The sequence below is a fragment of the Sphingobacterium bambusae genome (genome assembly GCF_033955345.1).
Lineage (GTDB): Bacteria > Bacteroidota > Bacteroidia > Sphingobacteriales > Sphingobacteriaceae > Sphingobacterium > Sphingobacterium bambusae.
On sequence record NZ_CP138332.1, the window covers coordinates 2,701,977 to 2,720,697 of the forward strand.

At 43.9% G+C, this 18,721-nt stretch carries 17 protein-coding genes; 11 read left to right on the plus strand and 6 right to left on the minus strand.

The features are described from left to right. Positions 1-368: 368 nt before the first annotated feature. From SCB77_RS11230 to SCB77_RS11240, 3 genes are read left to right on the plus strand one after another with little or no spacing between them, the layout of a single operon-like run. Entirely contained in the window at positions 369-1,712 is a 1,344-nt protein-coding gene (locus SCB77_RS11230; protein ID WP_320186533.1) for a TlpA family protein disulfide reductase, read from the plus strand. Then, the gene (locus tag SCB77_RS11235; RefSeq protein WP_320186534.1) at positions 1,712-4,900 is read left to right on the plus strand and encodes a SusC/RagA family TonB-linked outer membrane protein; all 3,189 of its coding nucleotides are present in this window, start codon (positions 1,712-1,714) and stop codon (positions 4,898-4,900) included. Before SCB77_RS11230 ends, SCB77_RS11235 begins: the two co-directional genes overlap by 1 nt. 2 nt (positions 4,901-4,902) lie before the next feature. Continuing rightward, positions 4,903-6,297, plus strand: a complete 1,395-nt coding sequence (locus SCB77_RS11240; protein ID WP_320186535.1) for a RagB/SusD family nutrient uptake outer membrane protein — start codon at positions 4,903-4,905, stop codon at positions 6,295-6,297. A gap of 58 nt (positions 6,298-6,355) precedes the next feature. Here the strand turns inward: SCB77_RS11240 and SCB77_RS11245 are convergent, their stop codons facing one another. Next, positions 6,356-6,649 (minus strand): hypothetical protein, encoded by a 294-nt coding sequence (locus SCB77_RS11245; protein ID WP_320186536.1) that lies wholly within the window; start codon positions 6,647-6,649, stop codon positions 6,356-6,358. Positions 6,650-6,982: 333 nt separating this feature from the next. Then, the gene (locus tag SCB77_RS11250) at positions 6,983-7,981 is read right to left on the minus strand and encodes a helix-turn-helix domain-containing protein (protein WP_320186537.1); all 999 of its coding nucleotides are present in this window, start codon (positions 7,979-7,981) and stop codon (positions 6,983-6,985) included. Between the two features lie 1,076 nt (positions 7,982-9,057). On the opposite strand from SCB77_RS11250, the gene SCB77_RS11255 reads away from it, so the two are divergent. From SCB77_RS11255 to SCB77_RS11270, 4 genes are all read left to right on the plus strand, one after another. Continuing rightward, entirely contained in the window at positions 9,058-10,251 is a 1,194-nt protein-coding gene (locus tag SCB77_RS11255) for an ImmA/IrrE family metallo-endopeptidase (protein ID WP_320186538.1), read from the plus strand. Positions 10,252-10,263: 12 nt separating this feature from the next. Further along, positions 10,264-10,833, plus strand: a complete 570-nt coding sequence (locus SCB77_RS11260) for a hypothetical protein (protein ID WP_320186539.1) — start codon at positions 10,264-10,266, stop codon at positions 10,831-10,833. A gap of 355 nt (positions 10,834-11,188) precedes the next feature. Then, positions 11,189-12,448 carry a hypothetical protein gene (locus tag SCB77_RS11265; protein WP_320186540.1) on the plus strand — a complete coding sequence of 420 codons (1,260 nt, stop codon included), beginning with the start codon at positions 11,189-11,191 and terminating at the stop codon, positions 12,446-12,448. Positions 12,449-13,438: 990 nt separating this feature from the next. Next, entirely contained in the window at positions 13,439-13,864 is a 426-nt protein-coding gene (locus SCB77_RS11270; protein ID WP_320186541.1) for a nuclear transport factor 2 family protein, read from the plus strand. Between the two features lie 231 nt (positions 13,865-14,095). On the opposite strand, the gene SCB77_RS11275 is transcribed toward SCB77_RS11270, so the two are convergent. The 4 genes from SCB77_RS11275 to SCB77_RS11285 form a co-directional block, all read right to left on the minus strand. Continuing rightward, entirely contained in the window at positions 14,096-14,338 is a 243-nt protein-coding gene (locus SCB77_RS11275) for a DUF3253 domain-containing protein (protein WP_320186542.1), read from the minus strand. A gap of 90 nt (positions 14,339-14,428) precedes the next feature. Then, positions 14,429-14,953 (minus strand): 2'-5' RNA ligase family protein, encoded by a 525-nt coding sequence (locus SCB77_RS11280; protein ID WP_320186543.1) that lies wholly within the window; start codon positions 14,951-14,953, stop codon positions 14,429-14,431. Next, positions 14,929-15,072: a DUF2256 domain-containing protein gene (locus SCB77_RS23150; RefSeq protein WP_380936599.1), complete on the minus strand. Its 144-nt coding sequence runs from the start codon at positions 15,070-15,072 to the stop codon at positions 14,929-14,931. Before SCB77_RS23150 ends, SCB77_RS11280 begins: the two co-directional genes overlap by 25 nt. After that, positions 15,059-15,544, minus strand: coding sequence for a DUF4385 domain-containing protein (locus tag SCB77_RS11285; protein ID WP_320186544.1), 486 nt, complete (start codon positions 15,542-15,544; stop codon positions 15,059-15,061). Before SCB77_RS11285 ends, SCB77_RS23150 begins: the two co-directional genes overlap by 14 nt. A gap of 148 nt (positions 15,545-15,692) precedes the next feature. Between SCB77_RS11285 and SCB77_RS11290 the strand changes: the two genes are divergently transcribed. The 4 genes from SCB77_RS11290 to SCB77_RS11305 all read left to right on the plus strand — a co-directional run bounded on the left by SCB77_RS11290 (position 15,693) and on the right by SCB77_RS11305 (position 18,651). Continuing rightward, positions 15,693-16,448 (plus strand): hypothetical protein, encoded by a 756-nt coding sequence (locus tag SCB77_RS11290; protein WP_320186545.1) that lies wholly within the window; start codon positions 15,693-15,695, stop codon positions 16,446-16,448. A gap of 127 nt (positions 16,449-16,575) precedes the next feature. After that, positions 16,576-16,848: a helix-turn-helix domain-containing protein gene (locus SCB77_RS11295; protein ID WP_320186546.1), complete on the plus strand. Its 273-nt coding sequence runs from the start codon at positions 16,576-16,578 to the stop codon at positions 16,846-16,848. Between the two features lie 302 nt (positions 16,849-17,150). Continuing rightward, positions 17,151-17,705 (plus strand): BfmA/BtgA family mobilization protein, encoded by a 555-nt coding sequence (locus SCB77_RS11300; protein WP_320186547.1) that lies wholly within the window; start codon positions 17,151-17,153, stop codon positions 17,703-17,705. Between the two features lie 10 nt (positions 17,706-17,715). Continuing rightward, positions 17,716-18,651 (plus strand): DUF5712 family protein, encoded by a 936-nt coding sequence (locus SCB77_RS11305; RefSeq protein WP_320186548.1) that lies wholly within the window; start codon positions 17,716-17,718, stop codon positions 18,649-18,651. The last annotated feature ends 70 nt before the right edge of the window (positions 18,652-18,721 follow it).

Here is an 18,721-nt window from a genome sequence, read left to right on the forward strand (position 1 = left end):
AGCGAGTGAAGCGCCAAAGTCCTACCTTTGTAGGATAGGGCTTGCGCCCACTTGTCTTGTACATGTCAGCTTCTCTTCGGAGAAGTATAGCCTAAAGTCAGATTTTTTTGATTATTAAGCGGGCCCCACCAGAGCCTCGGTTGTACTAAGATGCGGGTTGCAAGCCCATCTTTATTGGAAAATCTTTCCAAGATTCAAGGCTTATAAAAAAGAGTGAGCCATGAAAGAAAAAAAACAACTTTACAAGAATCTCATTAAAGCGCCAGAATAGCTTGGGCACCGATTTTCTATGCTCTTTTGTAAGCTCAAACTAACCCTTGCATAGAAAAACCTAATCCTTCTTTCTCATCCACTAAGACCTAAAAATAATGCGAAAATTACGCACAGGGGAATGCTATGCTCTTTTGGCAAGCAGCGAAAACCCTTTATATAACGATATACAGATTACAAATAACAGGACATCCGGAATCTTATGCTGTATCCTGATCGGCCTTACATTTTTGTTGTTTACCGCGCTAGCTTCCGCCCAGAGTACCGGATCCAAAAAAAGGGGAAATGGGCAACTAGCCGGTTTGCAGCTCAAGATCGGCGATACCGTACCTGAGCAGTTTTATTCGGAAACACTGCAGATTATAGATAGCACCGGTGCGACCACATCGGCCGCAATTGCAGAATGGCGCAATAAGCGTCTTGTCATTATTGACTTTTTTGGCAGCACCTGCGGCCCTTGTATCGCCTGGCTAAAAAAAATGGATAGCCTAGAAATTGATTCCCGCGCGGTTATTATTCCCGTCACTTCAGAAAGCGCAGAGAAAACCCAGCATTTTTTGTTTAGGCATAGCCTAAAGACTTTCGGCGTCTACGGAGATTCTACGATTAGAGGATATTTCCCCCATATCTTCCTACCGCATCAAGTGTGGATTCTCGATGGAAAGGTGGCCGCGATAAGCAATGGCAGCAAGACCGATCCGCAAAGCATAAAGGCTGCATTGGACGATGGTAAGCTGAACTTTCAGACAAAAACAGACATTAACGTGGATCTGGCTAAGCACTTGGCCAGTAATCCACTTATCAAATTTGATGATAAGCTAATTAGCAGCTTCAACATCACTAGCCGAATTGAAGGGTTGAACGGGCGAGGCTATTTTCAGCAGGAAGGCAAAAGTATATTCTACTATTTTAATGGCACCATCAACGGTATTGTCCAAGAGCTTGCAGGCATTCCTTTTAACCAGATCAGCATAGCGAAGGACGCTAGCACTCGACTGCTTTCTCCTTCATCTTCCGATCGCTACTGCCTGCAAGCGATTAGGCAAGGTAAACTCGCTAGGGATTCTCTTGGTAAATTACTTCTGCCTGAGTTTGCTACACAGATGGACTTAATAATCTCCCATGAGCAGCGGAATGTTCCGGTCTTTACGATCACTGGCGCAAGCGAGGTGACGAATACGCAGGAAAGCGACCGTATACCGATCCGCCTGCTTATGGATGAACTGAATTATTATGCGAGTTGGGCACCCGGCAGGCCAATCTATGTGTGTGATAATCCGGAACTGTGGATCGATGGTAGTCTTTTGGATCGTCCGAAGATACGACAGTTGCGCAGCGATCCAGGGAAACTCAGCAAGGAACTTGAAAAGATGGGCCTAAAAGTTAACAGCGATACGCGCACTGTGCGCTTTCTGGAAATAAGTGAAAGGGGGGCTTCATAATGAGAGTTAATTACATGATGTTTCTTTTGGTTCTAAGCTTCGGGGCTGCCTTTAGTAGCCTGCGGGCGCAAGAAACTGGGGTCACAATTATCTTGCTAGATTCCATCTCCGGTAAGCCCTTATCCGGCGTATCGATAAGTTTTAGCGAGGCGGCGAAAAACAGATTGACTGACATAGAAGGAGTTGCTAGGTTGATAGGCCAGCCAAGCGACACCTTAGCTATATCGCTAATTGGTTACCGCGCTAAGCGTCTGGTCTATGAGCAGCTTAGCGAGCCGTACAGGATATTACTTTCTCCGCTAAACAACATGCTGGAGGATGTACAGGTCGTTAGCACGGGCTACAGCCGGGCAAACAGCCGCGATAATGTCGGGGCAGCCGATGTGATCGGACAGAACAAACTCGATCGTTCCGTCTCACGCGATATTCTCTCACGCATAGAGAACAACTCACCTGGGCTGCTTTTTAATCATGGCCAGGCCGCAGAAACCGACCGCTTCCTCGTGCGTGGGCGAAGTTCCATTTCCGCTGACGCGCGGCCACTAATAGTACTGGATAACTTTCCCTATGAAGGGGATCTAGAGAACATAAACCCCAATGACATTGAAAGCGTCACGGTGCTCAAGGATGCATCGGCAGCATCGATATGGGGAGCTAGAGCCGCAAATGGCGTGATCGTGCTGACCAGCAAGAAGGGAAACAGGGAAAAGACCAGCGTTGAGCTCCGTAGCTATCTTTCGGTACGTGACCGGCCAGACCTGTATAAAATTTCCCAGATATCCTCAAGCGATCTCATCGATCTGACCAAGGAACTTTATGAGCGTGGGCTTTTTGATGGCGCAAGTTCGGGAAGCCTATATGGCCAGACCAATGCTATTCCCAAAGCTGCCGAGATCCTGATTGCAGGGGATCCTGACAGCGAGGCTCAGCTTGATGCGCTGCGCGGCAACGATGTCCGGAGCGACATCTCGCGATACCTTTATCGTACAGAAGTTCTCCAGCAGTACAACGTAAACCTGCGTGGGCTTCAGGGTAAAGCTGATTACTTTATTTCGGCAGGTTACGATAAGGGACAGCACGAGCTTGTAGGTGCAGGTGAAAACCGGCTCAATCTGCGCTCAAACATCGGTTATACCATCAGTGAAAAGCTCCGGATCGATCTGACCACACTTTACACGCGCAATATTTCCGAAAACGGTCATAACCGCGGAATGGAAATTGGCGCTTTCGGCAAGAGCATCTTTTCCTACCAGCCCTATGACAGGCTAATTGATGATGCAGGTAATCCGGCAGCTATCTATCCGGCACTAAGAAAAGGTTACGTTGATACGATCGGCAGCGGCCGTCTGCTAGACTGGACTTACCGACCGCTTGAAGAAATCGATCGTGAACAGCATACCACCGACCGCCAAAATCTGCTCTACGCGGTGGGATTGAACTACCGGATCCTTGATTTTTTAACGCTGGACCTAAAATATCAGTACGAAAACCAGAACAGTAGGCTTTCGGCGCTCTATACTGCTGATTCCTATTACGCCCGTCACCAGATCAACCAGTATTCACAACTCGGGGCAGATGGCAGCATCAAGCGCATTGTGCCACTGGGCGCGATATACCATAATGAGGAAAATCGGACAACAGCACATCAGGGACGCGGACAGCTAAATCTCGATAAACGTTTTGCAGACCATCACTTGTCAGGGTTTGCCGGTTATGAGATCCGGCACAAGCAGGCGCGGCGAAACCGATATGCTCCCTATTACGGATATAATCCGGAGTACAGTACGGTGGTTTCAGCACTGGATTTTCTGACCTACTATCCGCTTCTGCAGAGCGGATCGCAGCGGCGCATTGAAAACTCACAGTCCCTTTCTTCGGGAACGGACAACTTCGTATCGGCCTACGGAAGCCTGAACTACAGCTACGCAGGAAGGTACTTTGTGGAGAGCAGCATGCGCAGGGACGAGGCCAACCTTTTCGGGGTAAACACCAACCAAAAGGGAACCCCGCTCTGGTCTATAGGTGGGGCCTGGGAGATCAGCAAAGAGTCTTTTTACAAGAGCACCCTACTTCCCTATCTCAAGGCGCGCCTTACCTACGGGGTCAACGGGAACATCTCTCGCGCTACCTCGGCCTATACCACGATGCTGATGCTCAGCGGCGTGAGCCATCCGAACCTAGCGGGACAGATCAACAACCCTCCGAATGTAGACCTGCGCTGGGAGCAGGTCAAAATGGTCAACTTTGGACTGGAATTCGCGAGTAAGGGACAGCACCTTTGGGGACGCGTGGACATATACAATAAAAACTCTGATGATCTGCTTGCGCTTATCCCAACGGATGCTACCTATGGGTTCTCTTCGGTATATGCCAACTCGGCAGAAATGAACACCAAGGGGATCGACCTGCAGCTAAACGGGCAGGCAAACATCGGCAGGGTGAACTGGCAGGCGAACCTCAATTACTCCCACAACAGGAACCGCGTGACACGATACCTAATGCCCAGGGCATCTACAGGCAACGTCTACGTCACGGCAGGTGCGATCAGCCCATTGGTCGATCATCCCCTATATTCTGTTTTTAGCTACCGGTGGGGCGGTCTTAATTTCCAGACCGGACAGCCGCAAGGCTATGTAGAGGACGCAATATCAGACGATTATTCCGCTATATACGGTTCTGCGCTGGAAGATATGCAGTTTCATGGCTCGCTGCAGCCCACCCACTTTGGAAACCTGCTCAACTCTTTTTCCTACAAGGCCGTATCGCTGTCCTTTAACATCAGTTACCGCTTTGGGGGCTTCTTCCGCAACCCTTCGCTTTACCAAAGCGGATTGATCTATGGTCTGGGTGGACACGGCGATTACGCCAGACGCTGGCAGCAGCCAGGCGATGAGCTTTCTACGCACGTACCGGCTTTCGACTACACGCAGAACGCTAATCGCGACTTTTTCTACCAAAATGCGGAGGTACATGTTATGAAAAGCGATGTCATCCGGCTGGAGGATATCAACGTTTCCTACCGATTCGCGCTTACTCGCCGAAAGAACAGTCCCAGCATGACCTTGATATTTAACGCAGCACAGCTTTCCATGCTCTGGGCCGCGGCACCCGGTGGGATAGATCCCTATTTTGTAAACAGCGCTATTACCCGTCCGCGGTTTTCTCTCGGCGCAAACCTAAGCTTTTAGAAATGAAGAATTATTATATACTTTTTATGGCGATCGCCGTCCTTTCCTGCTCCAAGGAGGCCTTTTTGGAAAAGAAGCCGGACGACTCGCTGGTGATACCGCTAACACTAGCAGACTATCAGGCCATTCTCGACAATGATATGGTGATGAACGGCAAGGGATCGACCGGCTCGGGGGCTGTACCAATCATTGGGGAGATGGGTGCAGACAACTATTTTGTACGAGACGTAGACTTCCCGAACTTTCCACAGCAACAACAGAACGTCTACATCTGGAACACACAGGTCTACGACGGATCTCAACTTTTGGACTGGGATTATCCCTACCGCATCGTGTTTTATTCCAACATAGTACTGGAAGGGCTTGGACAGCTGCAGATAAACACCGCGGATCAAACCGCGTACAACCTTGCCTATGGAAGCGCGCACTTCTTCCGCGCGCATTCCTTCTACCATTTGGCGCAGGTATTTGCTCCCCATTATGACGCCCAGCAAGCAGAGGCGCTGACCGGAATACCGATCCGTCTGGGAACGAGCTTTGATGAAAAGATCGAAAGGGCTAGCTTAGCACAAACCTACAGGCAGATCATCAGCGATCTGGAAACCTCGGTGCTGCACCTGCCCGGTGCTTCCGGCCGCATCAAGACACGGCCCAGTAAGCAGGCGGCTTATGGTCTACTTTCCAGGGTCTATTTAACGATGGGCGCATACCAGCAGGCCAAATTATATGCGGACTCCTGTTTGGCCCTCAGCAGCGGGCTATTGGATTATGGGGAACTCAATGCAGCATTGCGAAATCCTTTTCCCCAGCCCGAGGTAAACCCTGAGGTCTTGTTTTCTTGCAAGATGACCGATATTGTCAGCGGACCGCTGTGGACTACAAGGGAGCGTACCGATAGCATGTTGTATGCCTCTTACCAAGACGCTGACCTGAGAAAAACCGTCTTCTTTCGTACGGTTGTCGGAGGGATGAGCTTTAAGGGAAGCTACGAAAATAACTCTTTTCTTTTTGCTGGTATTGCTACGGACGAGATACTGCTAAACCGTGCGGAATGCCATGCAAGGATGGGCATGGTTGAGGAAGCTATGGAAGACTTACACTATTTGCTGGAGCACCGTTACCAGGCTGGATCTCTTGATATGGAACGATTTTCGGGCACTTTGCCGCAAGCTGAAGCATTGGAAATTATACTTGAAGAGCGAAGGAAAGAGCTGCTGCATCGTGGCCTACGCTGGACTGACCTGCGTAGACTGAATGCCGAGGGAGCAGAAGTAACCTTGCGGCGACAGATCGGTTCGCAAACCTATACGCTAGCGCCGGGCGATCCGCGCTGGGTATGGCCTATACCCGATTACGTTTTAAGCTTCAATCCTGACATGATACAGAACGATAGGTAGACGTAAAAAAGCCGGATCCCATTTCTGGATCCGGCTTTCCTGTTGATGAAAACGTCACTTACTCTGCTCTGAACAAGGTTTGCTGAGATGGCGTGTTATCGTTAATCAGGTTTGGATCCGCCTGCATCGATGTAAATCCCTTGGCACAGACCACCTCATCGCCTTCGCATGGGTTTGTTGGAGCGGTGCCTTCTCTATCATAAGAGTACACGCCTGTATCTGGATTTCTAGAATACCAGTGCAAGTCAGTCTGTGCACTTTTCTTTTCGCCGAAAGACATTAGTGTCGCGCTTCCAGCAGTTACCGCCAAGGCTACCAGCGGTAAGATCATTTTTAAAATTTTACTTTTCATGTTAATTCATGTTTTAAATTAAGAATCTGTTTACGTTCGTCTTTTGGCCGACAAGCCCTAGGCGAGAGCCCATCCCGGACTCCGGCTTCGCTGTTTTTTCCTTTTCCTTTCTGATAATGAATTTTTCAAAAAAACATGCCCCTATCACATCTTCACCGCGCAGCGATCTTTATTTTCTACTGCTAAGTTCGTTTGAAAACAGGTGCTGCAGTGAGACCATGTTGCGCAAAAACACGACAGCTTTGCACAATAAGCCTTGCAGCGCGAGGATTACAGATGAGAATTGGAGGATCAATAGGATTGGGGGATACTAAAGGGCAGGTTTCGACCTGTCTATGCTTTTGAACGTTTTAGCTGGAAACTTCGAGGTGGCATGCCGGTAAACAGCTTGAAGGTTCGCTGAAAGGAGCGGATCTCGCCAAACCCGCAACGGATACTGACCTCCTTGATCGGGAACCCGCGCAACAATAGCTTTTTGGCCTGCTGGATAACCCTTTCGTTTTTATAATGCCGTATTGTCCGTTTATATACCGATCTGAATATTCGGTCTAGATGCTTTGATGAGTAAGGCACTTGGTCGTAGACCTTCGCAAGATCAAAACCTGCCCCTTGCTGTTTTACCCCTTCCCTTACTCGCGACTGGGCGAGCATGCAATAATGCGCTGCGCTTCCGGGAACAAAATTACCCTTGAGCTTACGTTTAGAAAGCTTGAGCAGGCGAGCGAGTTGCCTTATGATATCAACCTGTCTGTCCAGTGGCCTTTTATTTAAGCCTCGGCATAATCTACGGATCAAAATTTCTGTCATCTCTCCCGCGTAAAAATGCTGGCTTACAGCTGTAGTGGACGCATTATTCGTCTTCAGATCAAGTAGTGGTTTTAAAAAAATAAAGTCTTTGGTGGCATGCTCGTCGAACAACCGAGCGAGAAAGTAAAAGCTAAAGATACGCCAGCGTCCTTGTGGTAAAGTGACCTTGTAACTACCCGAGGGCAGGTAAGCGTAGATCCCCCGACGGGCTTCAAGAGCGAAGACTTTTTTTTCTTCGCGCATGAGCAGCATCCTCCCGGTAGATTGTAGTAGGTATATTCCATGCACGTCCCCCATGGATGTTTGCGCAGAAAGTTTAATTGGCCGGTTGGTTTGAATTTCAAGGTAGGAGATAAATCCCAATTTACCTTTGAATTCTTGTTCGATACTGGTTCCTACATCTGATCTGCGGTAAATAACGCTACCTATGCCCAGGGAAAGCGCAGGACAAAGGTCTCCCCTTGCAGCCTTTGACAAGGGCTGTCCAAAAAAAGATCCGGTATCCAGGTATGCACTTTTTCGCATATTATTTCCACTAAGCATTGCGCCTTTTTGCGCTTAATTTGGTTGGACATTCTCCTTGGATAAGATCCGATCTTCAAAATGTAAAAGCAACTTTTTCACGTTAAGTACCGTTTTGTATACGTTTGATTCCATTTTCTATGCAAAACACCGTTATCTGCCACAGCATTTTGGGCTAAAAATCGGTATTGGAACCCAAAATTTTTATCGATTTACAATATCATTCTGCGTAAAATCTCCTTGCCAGCACGAGTTGTTCACAAGTGAGGTTTCACACCAATCTTTTAGCAAGATGTCCACAACTAATTAAAGGAATCGCGACTTAACATCCAAGCAGTGGGATAGTTAACGATATAGAGGTGTAATCGGTCGTTTTCGCGGTGTAGATGACAAATAACGCCCCTAAAATAGGCCGAAAACGAAGGTACGAAAACAGCTCTTTTCGACGGATTTCGTCATATTTTATCCTCATCGGTGCAAAGTTTCAAATAAGTAGCATCGGTTTTACTGCTAAATTTTTGCATTAGGCGTCTTATAAAAAAGCACTATCCGAAATTCTCCAGTTGAACAACTTCGTTTTATCGTATCAACGAATCTAGGCGGTAGACTAAGAATGTTAAAAGTTGTAAAATATTAAAGTCACTTATTTAATGGCATATTATTTGGTTGTATGTTAGTATTCATAATTTAGGTTAATAATTGGTTAGTTAGTAAAAAATCCTGAAGCTCCCCGCTTCAGGATTTTTTTGTTAACATTCATATCCGCTTTTGACCAATGACTAATTGACGCTCAGTGCTCATGACATAAAGTCTTATAACTAACGAGTATTAAAAGGCATAATAACTCAATTAGTTTTTAACGAAGCATCTAAATCGAAACTCGCTATAGATGAATGACGGAACTATAAAAGAATGTCATTTGCAGTCCGATGATCGATACAATACTTTTTTGCGATTCTAAGATATAGTGAAGTCAATACTGCAGGAAAAAAGACGCTAACCATAAAAAAGGGTATTTACCCCTTAATATTGTTTTATAAAAGTATTGTCTTTATATTTGATGGGTAAATACTTTCAAAGTGAAAAATATAGACGTAGACAAACTTCTTCATGATATTTTTGCCGATCAAGTATCTTTAGATCTAAAATCCCGCTTTGAGGAAAAGATTGAAGAATATGGCGTAACAAAAACTAAAGCATTAAAACTCCTTAATGTAGACAAAGACGTTTTTGAAGACATTATAAGCGGTACTGCAAAGCAACCAAATCTGATTCATATCGTCAAGATCGCTGAGTTTCTAGAGATCAATGTTGATGATTTTATTCAATTGGTGCTCAAGAACCAAAATGCAGAGAATATAGCTTCAATAGATCGCGCGCAAAAAGTTAGATTTCTCATGAAGAATTTCGATGTCAAAGCCTTAACAAAATTGGGTTTCTTTATTAATAGCGATGACATCGATGAACTGGTAAATCGTGTATTACACTACTTCGGCTATGATTCTATTCGTCAGTTTGAGGTAGAGCTAGTTACACCATTATATAGCAAATCGAAGCGCCAATTTTCGGATAAAATGAAAGACTTTTGGGTCAAATCAGCTTATCAAACATTTCGGAAAGTAAGCAACCCAAACGATTACGACCGCGAACGCCTTAAAGACGTTTTGGTCAAAATCAAACCGTATTCGCAAGATGAGAAGAATGGTCTTTATACTGTATGCCGTGCTTTATATAATGTAGGAGTGACTGTTATCTTTCAAAACTATTTGCCGACGACGCATGTGCGTGGAGCTACATTCATCGTAAATGACAAGCCGTGTATAGTTTTGACAGATTATCTGAAGCGTTATCCGACCGTTTGGTTTACCCTTTTACACGAACTACACCACGTTTTGTTTGATTTTGACGCAATAAAAACTAATCAATATCATCTTTCAGATGATCAGGATCTATTTCTGATCGAGGAGAAAGCTAATACGTTCGCGCGGGAATACTTCATGCCTAGATCTCATTTCGAATATATCAAGTCTTATATCAAGAATGACTATATGGTCGAACGTTTTGCTAAGGAGAACGAGGTGCATAAATCTATTGTGTATTCATTCTATACTTGGTATCAAAAAGAACTTTATGATAAAAGCTTTCATGCGGCATTTAACAAGTATTATCCGAGTTGTAAGGTTGCAGTGTCTAAACTTAACCCCATTACTTGGGACGAAGCTAGTGTGCATGAAACCAGTGAGAAGATTAAAGCAGTATTCGAAATCAATTAATAAATCCAATATATGATGGAAGAAAATAACAATAAAAAGACCCAGCAAGAGTCTGAAGTTAGTAAGGAAGATCTAGAGCGATTAGAGCTTCTTCACCGCACGCATGAGAAAAAAGGCAAACAACTTACCATAGACGGAGAGTCTGGTAGTTTAAGGGAGATTGACGAACTACGGGGACTTATAGGTAACCAATTGGATAATCCTGAAGAGAAATATGAAATCTATTATGGTGGAATCCGTAAGTTACTTATGGATCATCTTCCCAAAGGAAAGGACTACAAACAAATGCGCGATATTATCTATGACGAGAAAAACATCTTCCTGAATATCGGTAAGCGTAAAAGCGATGGTGGTGGCGTCAGAGGATCAGATGGACGAATGGCTTTCCAACCGGTTATGAAGGATATCTTGGACGTCGTGATTATGTGGGTCGGGGGCTCACAGAATCCTTTCGACCTCTACAGGGATTTATATCTGCTTAATGAAAAACATGGATATCCCCATGAGCAATATGACGATTCAACAAGAGGTATGGCAAATGCCATGCTAAAGTTGGCTGAGGATGATGAGATTACAGAATAATAAATACTTTTAACAAAAGATAAAATACTATGAGAAGTTAACTGTCGGAAAATTAGAGGCGATATTAAATTACAAAAACTCAGGAAGATCCTACCCAACCTGAGTCTTTATCTTTTTACATTATCGTCAAATCAATCGGCTAGGACTGAAATGAGGATTAGGTAATATGTTACATTTAAAACGGTGCAAAGGTATGGTTTGTTTCAAGCAGTACCAAAAATAATCCCAATTCCTCTTTTCCCGATTGATTTCATAGTCGCTCACTGGCGAATAGTGTGATTACATGGTGTTTTCATAGCTAATCAACTGTGTCTACTTTTATTGATTGAATATTTAATGAGACAATTGATTAAGAATGGTAACAAGAGATTATTTTGTTCAGCAGACAATACGCTTAGCTGAACTGGGAGAAGGGAATGGCTACGTATCATCGGTAGACCTTTTGAAACTGATAAAGGACGAGGAAGTTAAGAACTACGTCGTAAATAAATATGATTTAGCAGAACCAGTAGAGATAGAACTACCGAAAATAGATTTGTTAACTGCTATTGTTGCTAGATATGTTAATCGCTTTGAGACACAACGTTTTAAAGTTACTGAAGACAACGTTACTACCTCTTTCTCGGATAACGAAGAAAAGGATATGGAGTTTACATTGAAAAATGGAACATTGGATGAATTTGACGTTGATGAACTAAATGCCATAGCACTATATGATTCTATACGTTTGTTTTATGATAACAGAAAATTAAGTCAATACATCACCTTTTTAAAAAAGGAAGTTCGAGACAAGACACTTTTAGAAGCTGTAAATCAGTCTTGGGAGGACAGGTTTGCGCAAGGTAAAGCTATTCCCAATAAAAAGATTTTCCGTCTTCTTTACGATAAGCTAGAAGAGCAGCATTACGTGAAGGCAATAAATTCTGATAAATTCCGTGAATATGGAGTAGGAGAGACGTTTGCTGTAGCATTTTTAGAATTAGCAAAGCTTGCTAAGCAGAACGTTAATACTTTTTTTGTAAGCTCATTCGCAATCAGTGAATCTAAAATAGAGATTATCTTAAGAAGTTCTCTCGAAAAGCATATTCCAGCATTGGGCGTTGTATATCCTTCCATTACCATTCGCAACGATGATCAGGGTAATTCTTCATTTGGTCTATATAGCTCATTAGAATTCAAACTAACAAATATTGACCGTGATGGAAACGTACATCTTTTCCCCAACAAGAAAGAAGAGAATATCACAACGGACAAAGCATATACGCACACCGTAACCACCGAAACGTTTGTCGATAGTTACGTTCAAATAGAAGATTTCTTTGCAGACGTAGAGAATTTTGAGGATAACTTCTACTTTATGAAAAGTGCGGCAGATCCAGATCAATTAAGAGCGAAAATTGCGGAAAAGATTCTTGGTCCACGAAGTCCGTTTAAGGGTATTGGGAAGTTGACAGATCTGTTTACCCGAGAAACCTCTTCTCATGTAGATAATTTGGCCGCTCTTTTGAAGTTATGTGGCCGTGCGGAAATGATTGATATGAATTTCGATCTCAAGTTTCAGCTAAGATATATAATATCTAACGTGTTATTGTATGGCAAAAACGGTATTGACTGATCATGATTATTAAGTAGTAGCCTATAAAGTTTCGCTCAACTAACAGATTGATTATAAACAATTAACACCTAGCCTTCCCTAATTCATATACTTAGTATATTGCAGTATGTGAATTGGGGAAGCTGATTTATATTAAATCACATAAGCAAAGTATAGGTAAACTACAAGATACATGAGCTACTAAGCACTCTACAAACTGTTGAACAGCTTTACAAACCAACAGAAGGAAATAGCACCACAGCGTTCTGACAATTTTACATATAGAAAAGGTACCTAAACTAACACAGCACTTTTTTTGATATTCAGTACCACATACGATAAAAATATATACTTTCACCAGATAGTTTGATGGACGAGATACAGATCTTCTAAGGTCATAACCGAAACTTTAAACATCCCCTATAGAGGATATTGAACCATTTTGAGAAAAAAGTGCTGTGATACTTTTTCAAAATCCTTTAACGTCAAGATAAAGGATTTCAGAAGTCGATACCAAAGTGTGGGGTTATAAGTCACTATTTCTTCAGATTAACCAAATTACCTGCTCCGCTCCTAGGCTTTGACTATGTACTTTAAGGGCGACGGGCAATATTTATAAGAATAATTAGCGCTGAATTTGGCATTTTATCTCTCAAAATGATGACCAAATGCGTCATTGGTGCTTCATTATCTTCCTTTTGTTCAAAGATGAACATCTTTTTGTCCGCTATCGAACAGCTAAAATAACGCCCGAAAACATAATAACCTCACGATCCACCACTTACGCTTTTTGGCAAAGCTGTTGCATCCTTCATTACAGATGGCAAGCGGCCAGTAGTGTGATTAAGCTCTTCGGTAAATATTTCACCGACCAAAGCTCCGCATTTACCGAGAAACAGCTGCAACCCATCTAATAGGTATTCATCAGCAGGCATCAGCGCTGTACTTTTGAGGTATCAAATAGGAAATAATAACATTAAAATATTAAAAGACATTAAAAATAGCACTACCATGAAAAAGACATTAACAACCATCGCAGCAGCCATCATCATGATCAGCTCATTCTCTTCTTTCGCAGCGGAGAAAACCAACCCGTTAAAGAATGTAGAATCAGCAAAGGTTATAGGTACCTATCTGGAAGCAACTACGCTTGGCAGCATCGAACTGAACAAGTTCCTTTTTGCAGATGATTTCCAGTACAGCAACAGTGCGAACGATGGCACATTCAATAAGCGAGAATACACCGCTTTCTTGAAAGCACACAAAGGCGTAAACTTTGACTGTAAGACTAGCTATGAGATCTTGGATCAAAGTGGAAAGGCTTGTATGGCAAAAGCAACGATGGTATTTGAGAAGTTTACGCGTGTAGATTACATCACCTTGAGCCAGGATCAGGATGGTTGGAAAGTGAGCAAGGTTGTGACTACTTATCCATAATAGCATAAAGATTTTTGTTTCAATACCGCCATGTCGAGAGACATTGCATTGTTTAGTTTAGTTATAAAGTCTGCAGCCTTGCAGACTTTGTTGTTTTAGCCATTTACTTCTTTAGTGGAAATATGATATAAACAGGCTTTTATCTGTGCGAACCGCTGTTCGGCAGCTTTGGAAAAAATTTTTATAGATAGCGGTGTAGAGTGAGGATTTAATTGGCATGCTTATGTACATTTAGCCCCCTTTAATACGAATGGGCCCTTTGATATGATCGATGTCGACAGGCTCTCCCTTTTGTGTGATCAGAACTTTCCCCTGCTTCTGCAATGCAATCGCTACTTCAACGATTTCTTGCATATGCGCACGCCAATCCTTGGGAAAAAGCTCTCTTGCTATCTCAGACGGACAGAACGTTTTTTCGCAACCACGCGCCTTGGCAGTTGATAAGATACTTGCGATTATTTTATCATCTTTCATAATAGCTGAAACGCAAAAGGACATGTGGAAGTTTTTACTAGATCGCTTTAGATTTCGTTTCTAGGTATGGCGGCATAATATATGAGGTCCTCATTTGTTTGCTACATCACGCTCAAATGTGAATCCTTCTTTGTATTCCCATGGCCCGCCTCTATATATCCACAGATCCATACCGATTGCCTGAGCGGTGAAGGGCATGAAGCTTTCACTGAGCTCTTTAAATAATTCTTTTGAGGCAGCGGGCGCAACTTTATTCTGCACAGTTATATGCGGCATAAATCGCTGCTTATCCTGTGGAATCAGATCCTTGGCAAACGCATCACCTAACTTATGGTGGAGATGCTGTAAAATACCGCTCTCGATTTGGAAAGCTACTCCAGCTCCCAAATGCCGAAGACCGTTAACCTGCATGTCGAAAGGTTCTTCGATGATCTCACCTAACACGGCAAAAGTGTGCGCGTTGTCCGGCAACTTATGAAATAATGTAAGATGGGCTTTTAAATAGTTCCGCTCGACTGGAAAGTGCTTTTTGCGAAGTTCATCAAAAAAGGCTTGGCTCTCCTCATCTAGTCGAAGCGTCAATATATAGGTTATGCTGTCTTGCTTCTCTTGCATCGCTCTGAACAATATTTAACTTCATCCCAACTCTTCTCCCATTTTTTACGCCAGGTAAATGGTCTTCCACAGGCGGCGCAAATCTTCTGCGGTAGATCTGGCTTTTTAACCCCTTTCATCTTTCCATTGCTTTTTCATCGCAGCATATCGCGCACTGGCCTCGGCCTGCTTCCATCGTTTATAAAACACGTCTGCAGCAGCGGCCTTTTCCAAATCACCGGTGCCGCGTTCCAGTAGCGCATAATCCTGTTCCCTATCGTACTTTTTCCCTCCCTTGTAGTTCGCATAGCGCCTTGCGCGCGTATAGCCCATCTGCAAATATTTGCGAGCCATGTCCGCACCTACAAAATCATCTGCTTTTAGATAGTCCTCGAACATCGCGAAGATCTTAGCACTACTTTCTTCGGCAATGGCTTCGGTCTTGAAGCGCCAGTGCTGGCCAATTTCTGATTTGTAGGGCTCACAGATCAGCACTCCCTGCTCCCCCTTACCCACACGGTATTTCCATGGGCTCGCTCGATAATCAATATCGGGCTTCCATGGATAGTGCTTTTTATCGAAGTTCAGGTAGCTCGGCTGTCTGCTTTTCATGTAACTAATCCTATTGCTATTACCTATAAGACCCAGTTTATGTAGAAAGGGTTTGGCAAGAGCTATGGTATTTTTATAGAGGTCTTTGTTCGCCAGATAAATAACTGTTTGCAATATCAACATTAACAAGCTTTTAGTAAATTTGGATATGCCATCCACTTACTTCAACTGCAGAAAAGCTTTTGATTTCCGGCCACACCCTTATCAGGTCGGAACGTTTTTGGGATCTAGACGAGGCTATGAGGATAACCTATTCCTTGTTAAGATCTACGAAATCCAAGCTGCGCAATTCGCATCATTTTATGATTTTCACTTTACCTATGCGCGTGAAAACAAAGTCTCCGACAAGGACTTTTTTAAATACATCTGGGATATTGTAGCTGTACGCATCGCACACCTCAAACGCCGAGATCCTTTTTCATCTTACCGGGAGCAGAACCAAAAACGACTTCATCAACTAACGCTTTTCCAGACCTTCCTCCGCGAAATGGATAAATGGAATCTTCGACCGATCGAAGAGTTACTGGAACAAAAAGAACTGCTTATTACCCAGCAACAAGAGCAGATTGTCGAACTTCAATCAAAGCTCCGTGTACTGCAGGAATATGACGTGGCGGTCAAAGCTATGGTACAAGATGATCACTTGCCTACCTTTATTGATCTGATCCAGCAGATGAGAAGCCTTCAGCTACCTAATGGAAGAAACCTATTAAGGAGCGATCACGAAAGTCCCTATTACAAAATGCTGGCAAAGTATTTCAGTTATGAGGGTAAAGATATTCCAGTCGACACGCTTCGGAACTACTTCGGCAAAAAGGCACGCGAGGATAGCCGCAAAGGGGTCGCTATTCCGCAAGACAAGAAAATATTCCACATCGTGCTGCGCGAGGATATCACAAAATAGCTCGTGCGGCTTCTGTACATGACCAACGCACCGCGATGGTCATTCATTTTGGATCCATATGCCGCATTTTTGTGTTGGAATCCTGCCCGCTGAAAGCTTGCTGACCGGGCGGTCAAAAACACAACTTATGGAGATACATGTACTATCAAATGAAGAGCTGTTAAAGTTCAAGCGCGAACTGCTCGAAGAAATCAAAACTCTGCTAGAAGACCGGCCGACTGAACGGCAGTCGCAGTGGCTACGTAGCGCACAGGTGAGAAAGATGTTGGGTATCTCGCCGGGAACATTGCAGAACCTACGTGTTAACGGCATACTTCCGTATCGCAAGATCGGCGGTAGTATGTTTTACAACGCTGCTGACATCCAGCGCATGATGAAAGGGGGAAAAGTTAATGGATAATACCGTCTTATTTCCACAGCATCCCTCTACGCCATTCTTTAAGCGCGTGGCGCAGGACAAAAGGTTACGACCGTCGCATGTTGCCTTACTATCAGCCTTATTTCAGCATAGCGATTATCCAAGTTCCGCTACATTCAGGGCAAGTAGACGAAAGCTAATGTATTTTTCACGGATACGCTCTATCTCGACCTACCACACTTGCCTGAAGCATCTCATAGCATATGGCTACTTACAATATGAGCCTTCGTGGCATCCCAAGCATGCAAGCGAGTTTCGCTTTATAACCATACAAGAGGAGGATTATGCCTAAAGCTGATGAAAATAATAAATCAGTTCGCTTTACCGCTGCCTCTGATGAGCGCCTAACCAACCTCTCTTTAAAATTGGGACGCACCAAACGTCAGCTCGTTATCGAAATGGTGGATTACTTCTACAAAAGCAAAAAAGATCCGGCAGACCTGAATGATGAGGTATTGAAAAAAGAACTCTCGCGCGGCATCAATCGAATAATCTCTTTCTTTAGGATCCAAGAAACGGAATTTCACATCCCCATCCTCTCCATCACCGGAGAAATCGCAAATGCCACCCAATCAATACAGGAAGGGATCAAAAAGTTATTGGATCAACAGATTGGGATAAATACGACCGTTTCTCAAAACCTGGCCCGCCAAAAAGTAATCGAAGATTTATTGGAAAAGGTACTTATGGGATTCTTGGGCAAGGAGAAGCTAAAATCAGCTTTCCGAAAAATCTTGGAGGACTACATTGCCCAGAGGGAAACGATTGGCTGGGCGAGCTCATCTACGAAGAAAGATGAGCTGGTAAAACAGGTGCGTGCGGCTGTGGATAAACTGTAAACAACATTCTATGTTCATAAACATTACCGATTCGCAAACCGGCGACAATAAGGGGAGCGCCGCCGCGTTGGTTCAGTATCTGGAAAAAGAGAATAAAGATCGGCATAGGAAGGATCAAGAGTTGTGGTTCAATGGGCAGCAGCGCGATGTCTTACCGCAGCTTGTACGCGTTGCAATAGACCAAAATATTGCAAAGCTTTCCAATAATGACAGCAAGTTCTTTCTGATCAACATCAGTCCCAGCCAAAAGGAACTTGATCATCTGATTTCAAAATACGGAAAAGATGCAGCGGGTGACGTATTAAAAGAATTTGGCGTGAAGATGATGGATGAATACGCCCACAATTTTAAACGGCCGGGCGTAATGGATAACCGTGATCTCCTTTGGTTCGGAAAGCTCGAACAGCATAGATACTACAAGCATAGCGACAAAGAGGTGAAAAGCGGTGAGCGAAAGATCGGCGAGAAAAAGGAGGGCAATCAAATGCATCTGCAGATCATCGTTAGCCGGAAAGACATCACAAACCGCATCAAGTTAAGTCCGTTGAATAACTCTAGGGGAAGCAATGTATCCCACTCTGCTAAACTGGGCCAATTTGACCGAAGGGCTTTTAAGGAATCTGGGGAGTTTGTTTTTGATCGTATGTTTGATTTTCAGCGTAACCTTAAAGATACGATGCATTATGCCAGTACCATGCGTAAGGGTACTATTCAGGATAAAACTACACTTTACAGCTTAGCCAACCTTTTGACAAATACCGACCACTTGCTGGCAAAAAGTGAATTTCTTAGAACAAGCAGTCTCAATAACGATACATCGCTTGGGATAGTAAACACTATAGCGGAGGCTCTAGATGTAATGCCTGGCATCAGCGCTGGCGGGCCATCGCAATCGGATATGTCCGAGGAAGAAAAAAGAAGACGTAAACGACGCAGAAAGCTATGATAGGATGGTTGAAACGAGTTTACGTGTTAACGTTTTGCGATTTTTATAACATGTTATGAGCTTCATGTTA

Bases quoted from the DNA above. Each gene is read 5' to 3' on its own strand.
- SCB77_RS11230 (WP_320186533.1), top strand. From the start codon at position 369: ATGCGAAAATTACGCACAGGGGAATGCTATGCTCTTTTGGCAAGCAGC.
- SCB77_RS11235 (WP_320186534.1), top strand. From the start codon at position 1,712: ATGAGAGTTAATTACATGATGTTTCTTTTGGTTCTAAGCTTCGGGGCT.
- SCB77_RS11240 (WP_320186535.1), top strand. From the start codon at position 4,903: ATGAAGAATTATTATATACTTTTTATGGCGATCGCCGTCCTTTCCTGC.
- SCB77_RS11245 (WP_320186536.1), bottom strand. From the start codon at position 6,649: ATGAAAAGTAAAATTTTAAAAATGATCTTACCGCTGGTAGCCTTGGCG.
- SCB77_RS11250 (WP_320186537.1), bottom strand. From the start codon at position 7,981: ATGCGAAAAAGTGCATACCTGGATACCGGATCTTTTTTTGGACAGCCC.
- SCB77_RS11260 (WP_320186539.1), top strand. From the start codon at position 10,264: ATGATGGAAGAAAATAACAATAAAAAGACCCAGCAAGAGTCTGAAGTT.
- SCB77_RS11265 (WP_320186540.1), top strand. From the start codon at position 11,189: ATGGTAACAAGAGATTATTTTGTTCAGCAGACAATACGCTTAGCTGAA.
- SCB77_RS11270 (WP_320186541.1), top strand. From the start codon at position 13,439: ATGAAAAAGACATTAACAACCATCGCAGCAGCCATCATCATGATCAGC.
- SCB77_RS11275 (WP_320186542.1), bottom strand. From the start codon at position 14,338: ATGAAAGATGATAAAATAATCGCAAGTATCTTATCAACTGCCAAGGCG.
- SCB77_RS11280 (WP_320186543.1), bottom strand. From the start codon at position 14,953: ATGCAAGAGAAGCAAGACAGCATAACCTATATATTGACGCTTCGACTA.
- SCB77_RS23150 (WP_380936599.1), bottom strand. From the start codon at position 15,072: ATGAAAGGGGTTAAAAAGCCAGATCTACCGCAGAAGATTTGCGCCGCC.
- SCB77_RS11285 (WP_320186544.1), bottom strand. From the start codon at position 15,544: ATGAAAAGCAGACAGCCGAGCTACCTGAACTTCGATAAAAAGCACTAT.
- SCB77_RS11290 (WP_320186545.1), top strand. From the start codon at position 15,693: ATGCCATCCACTTACTTCAACTGCAGAAAAGCTTTTGATTTCCGGCCA.
- SCB77_RS11295 (WP_320186546.1), top strand. From the start codon at position 16,576: ATGGAGATACATGTACTATCAAATGAAGAGCTGTTAAAGTTCAAGCGC.
- SCB77_RS11300 (WP_320186547.1), top strand. From the start codon at position 17,151: ATGCCTAAAGCTGATGAAAATAATAAATCAGTTCGCTTTACCGCTGCC.
- SCB77_RS11305 (WP_320186548.1), top strand. From the start codon at position 17,716: ATGTTCATAAACATTACCGATTCGCAAACCGGCGACAATAAGGGGAGC.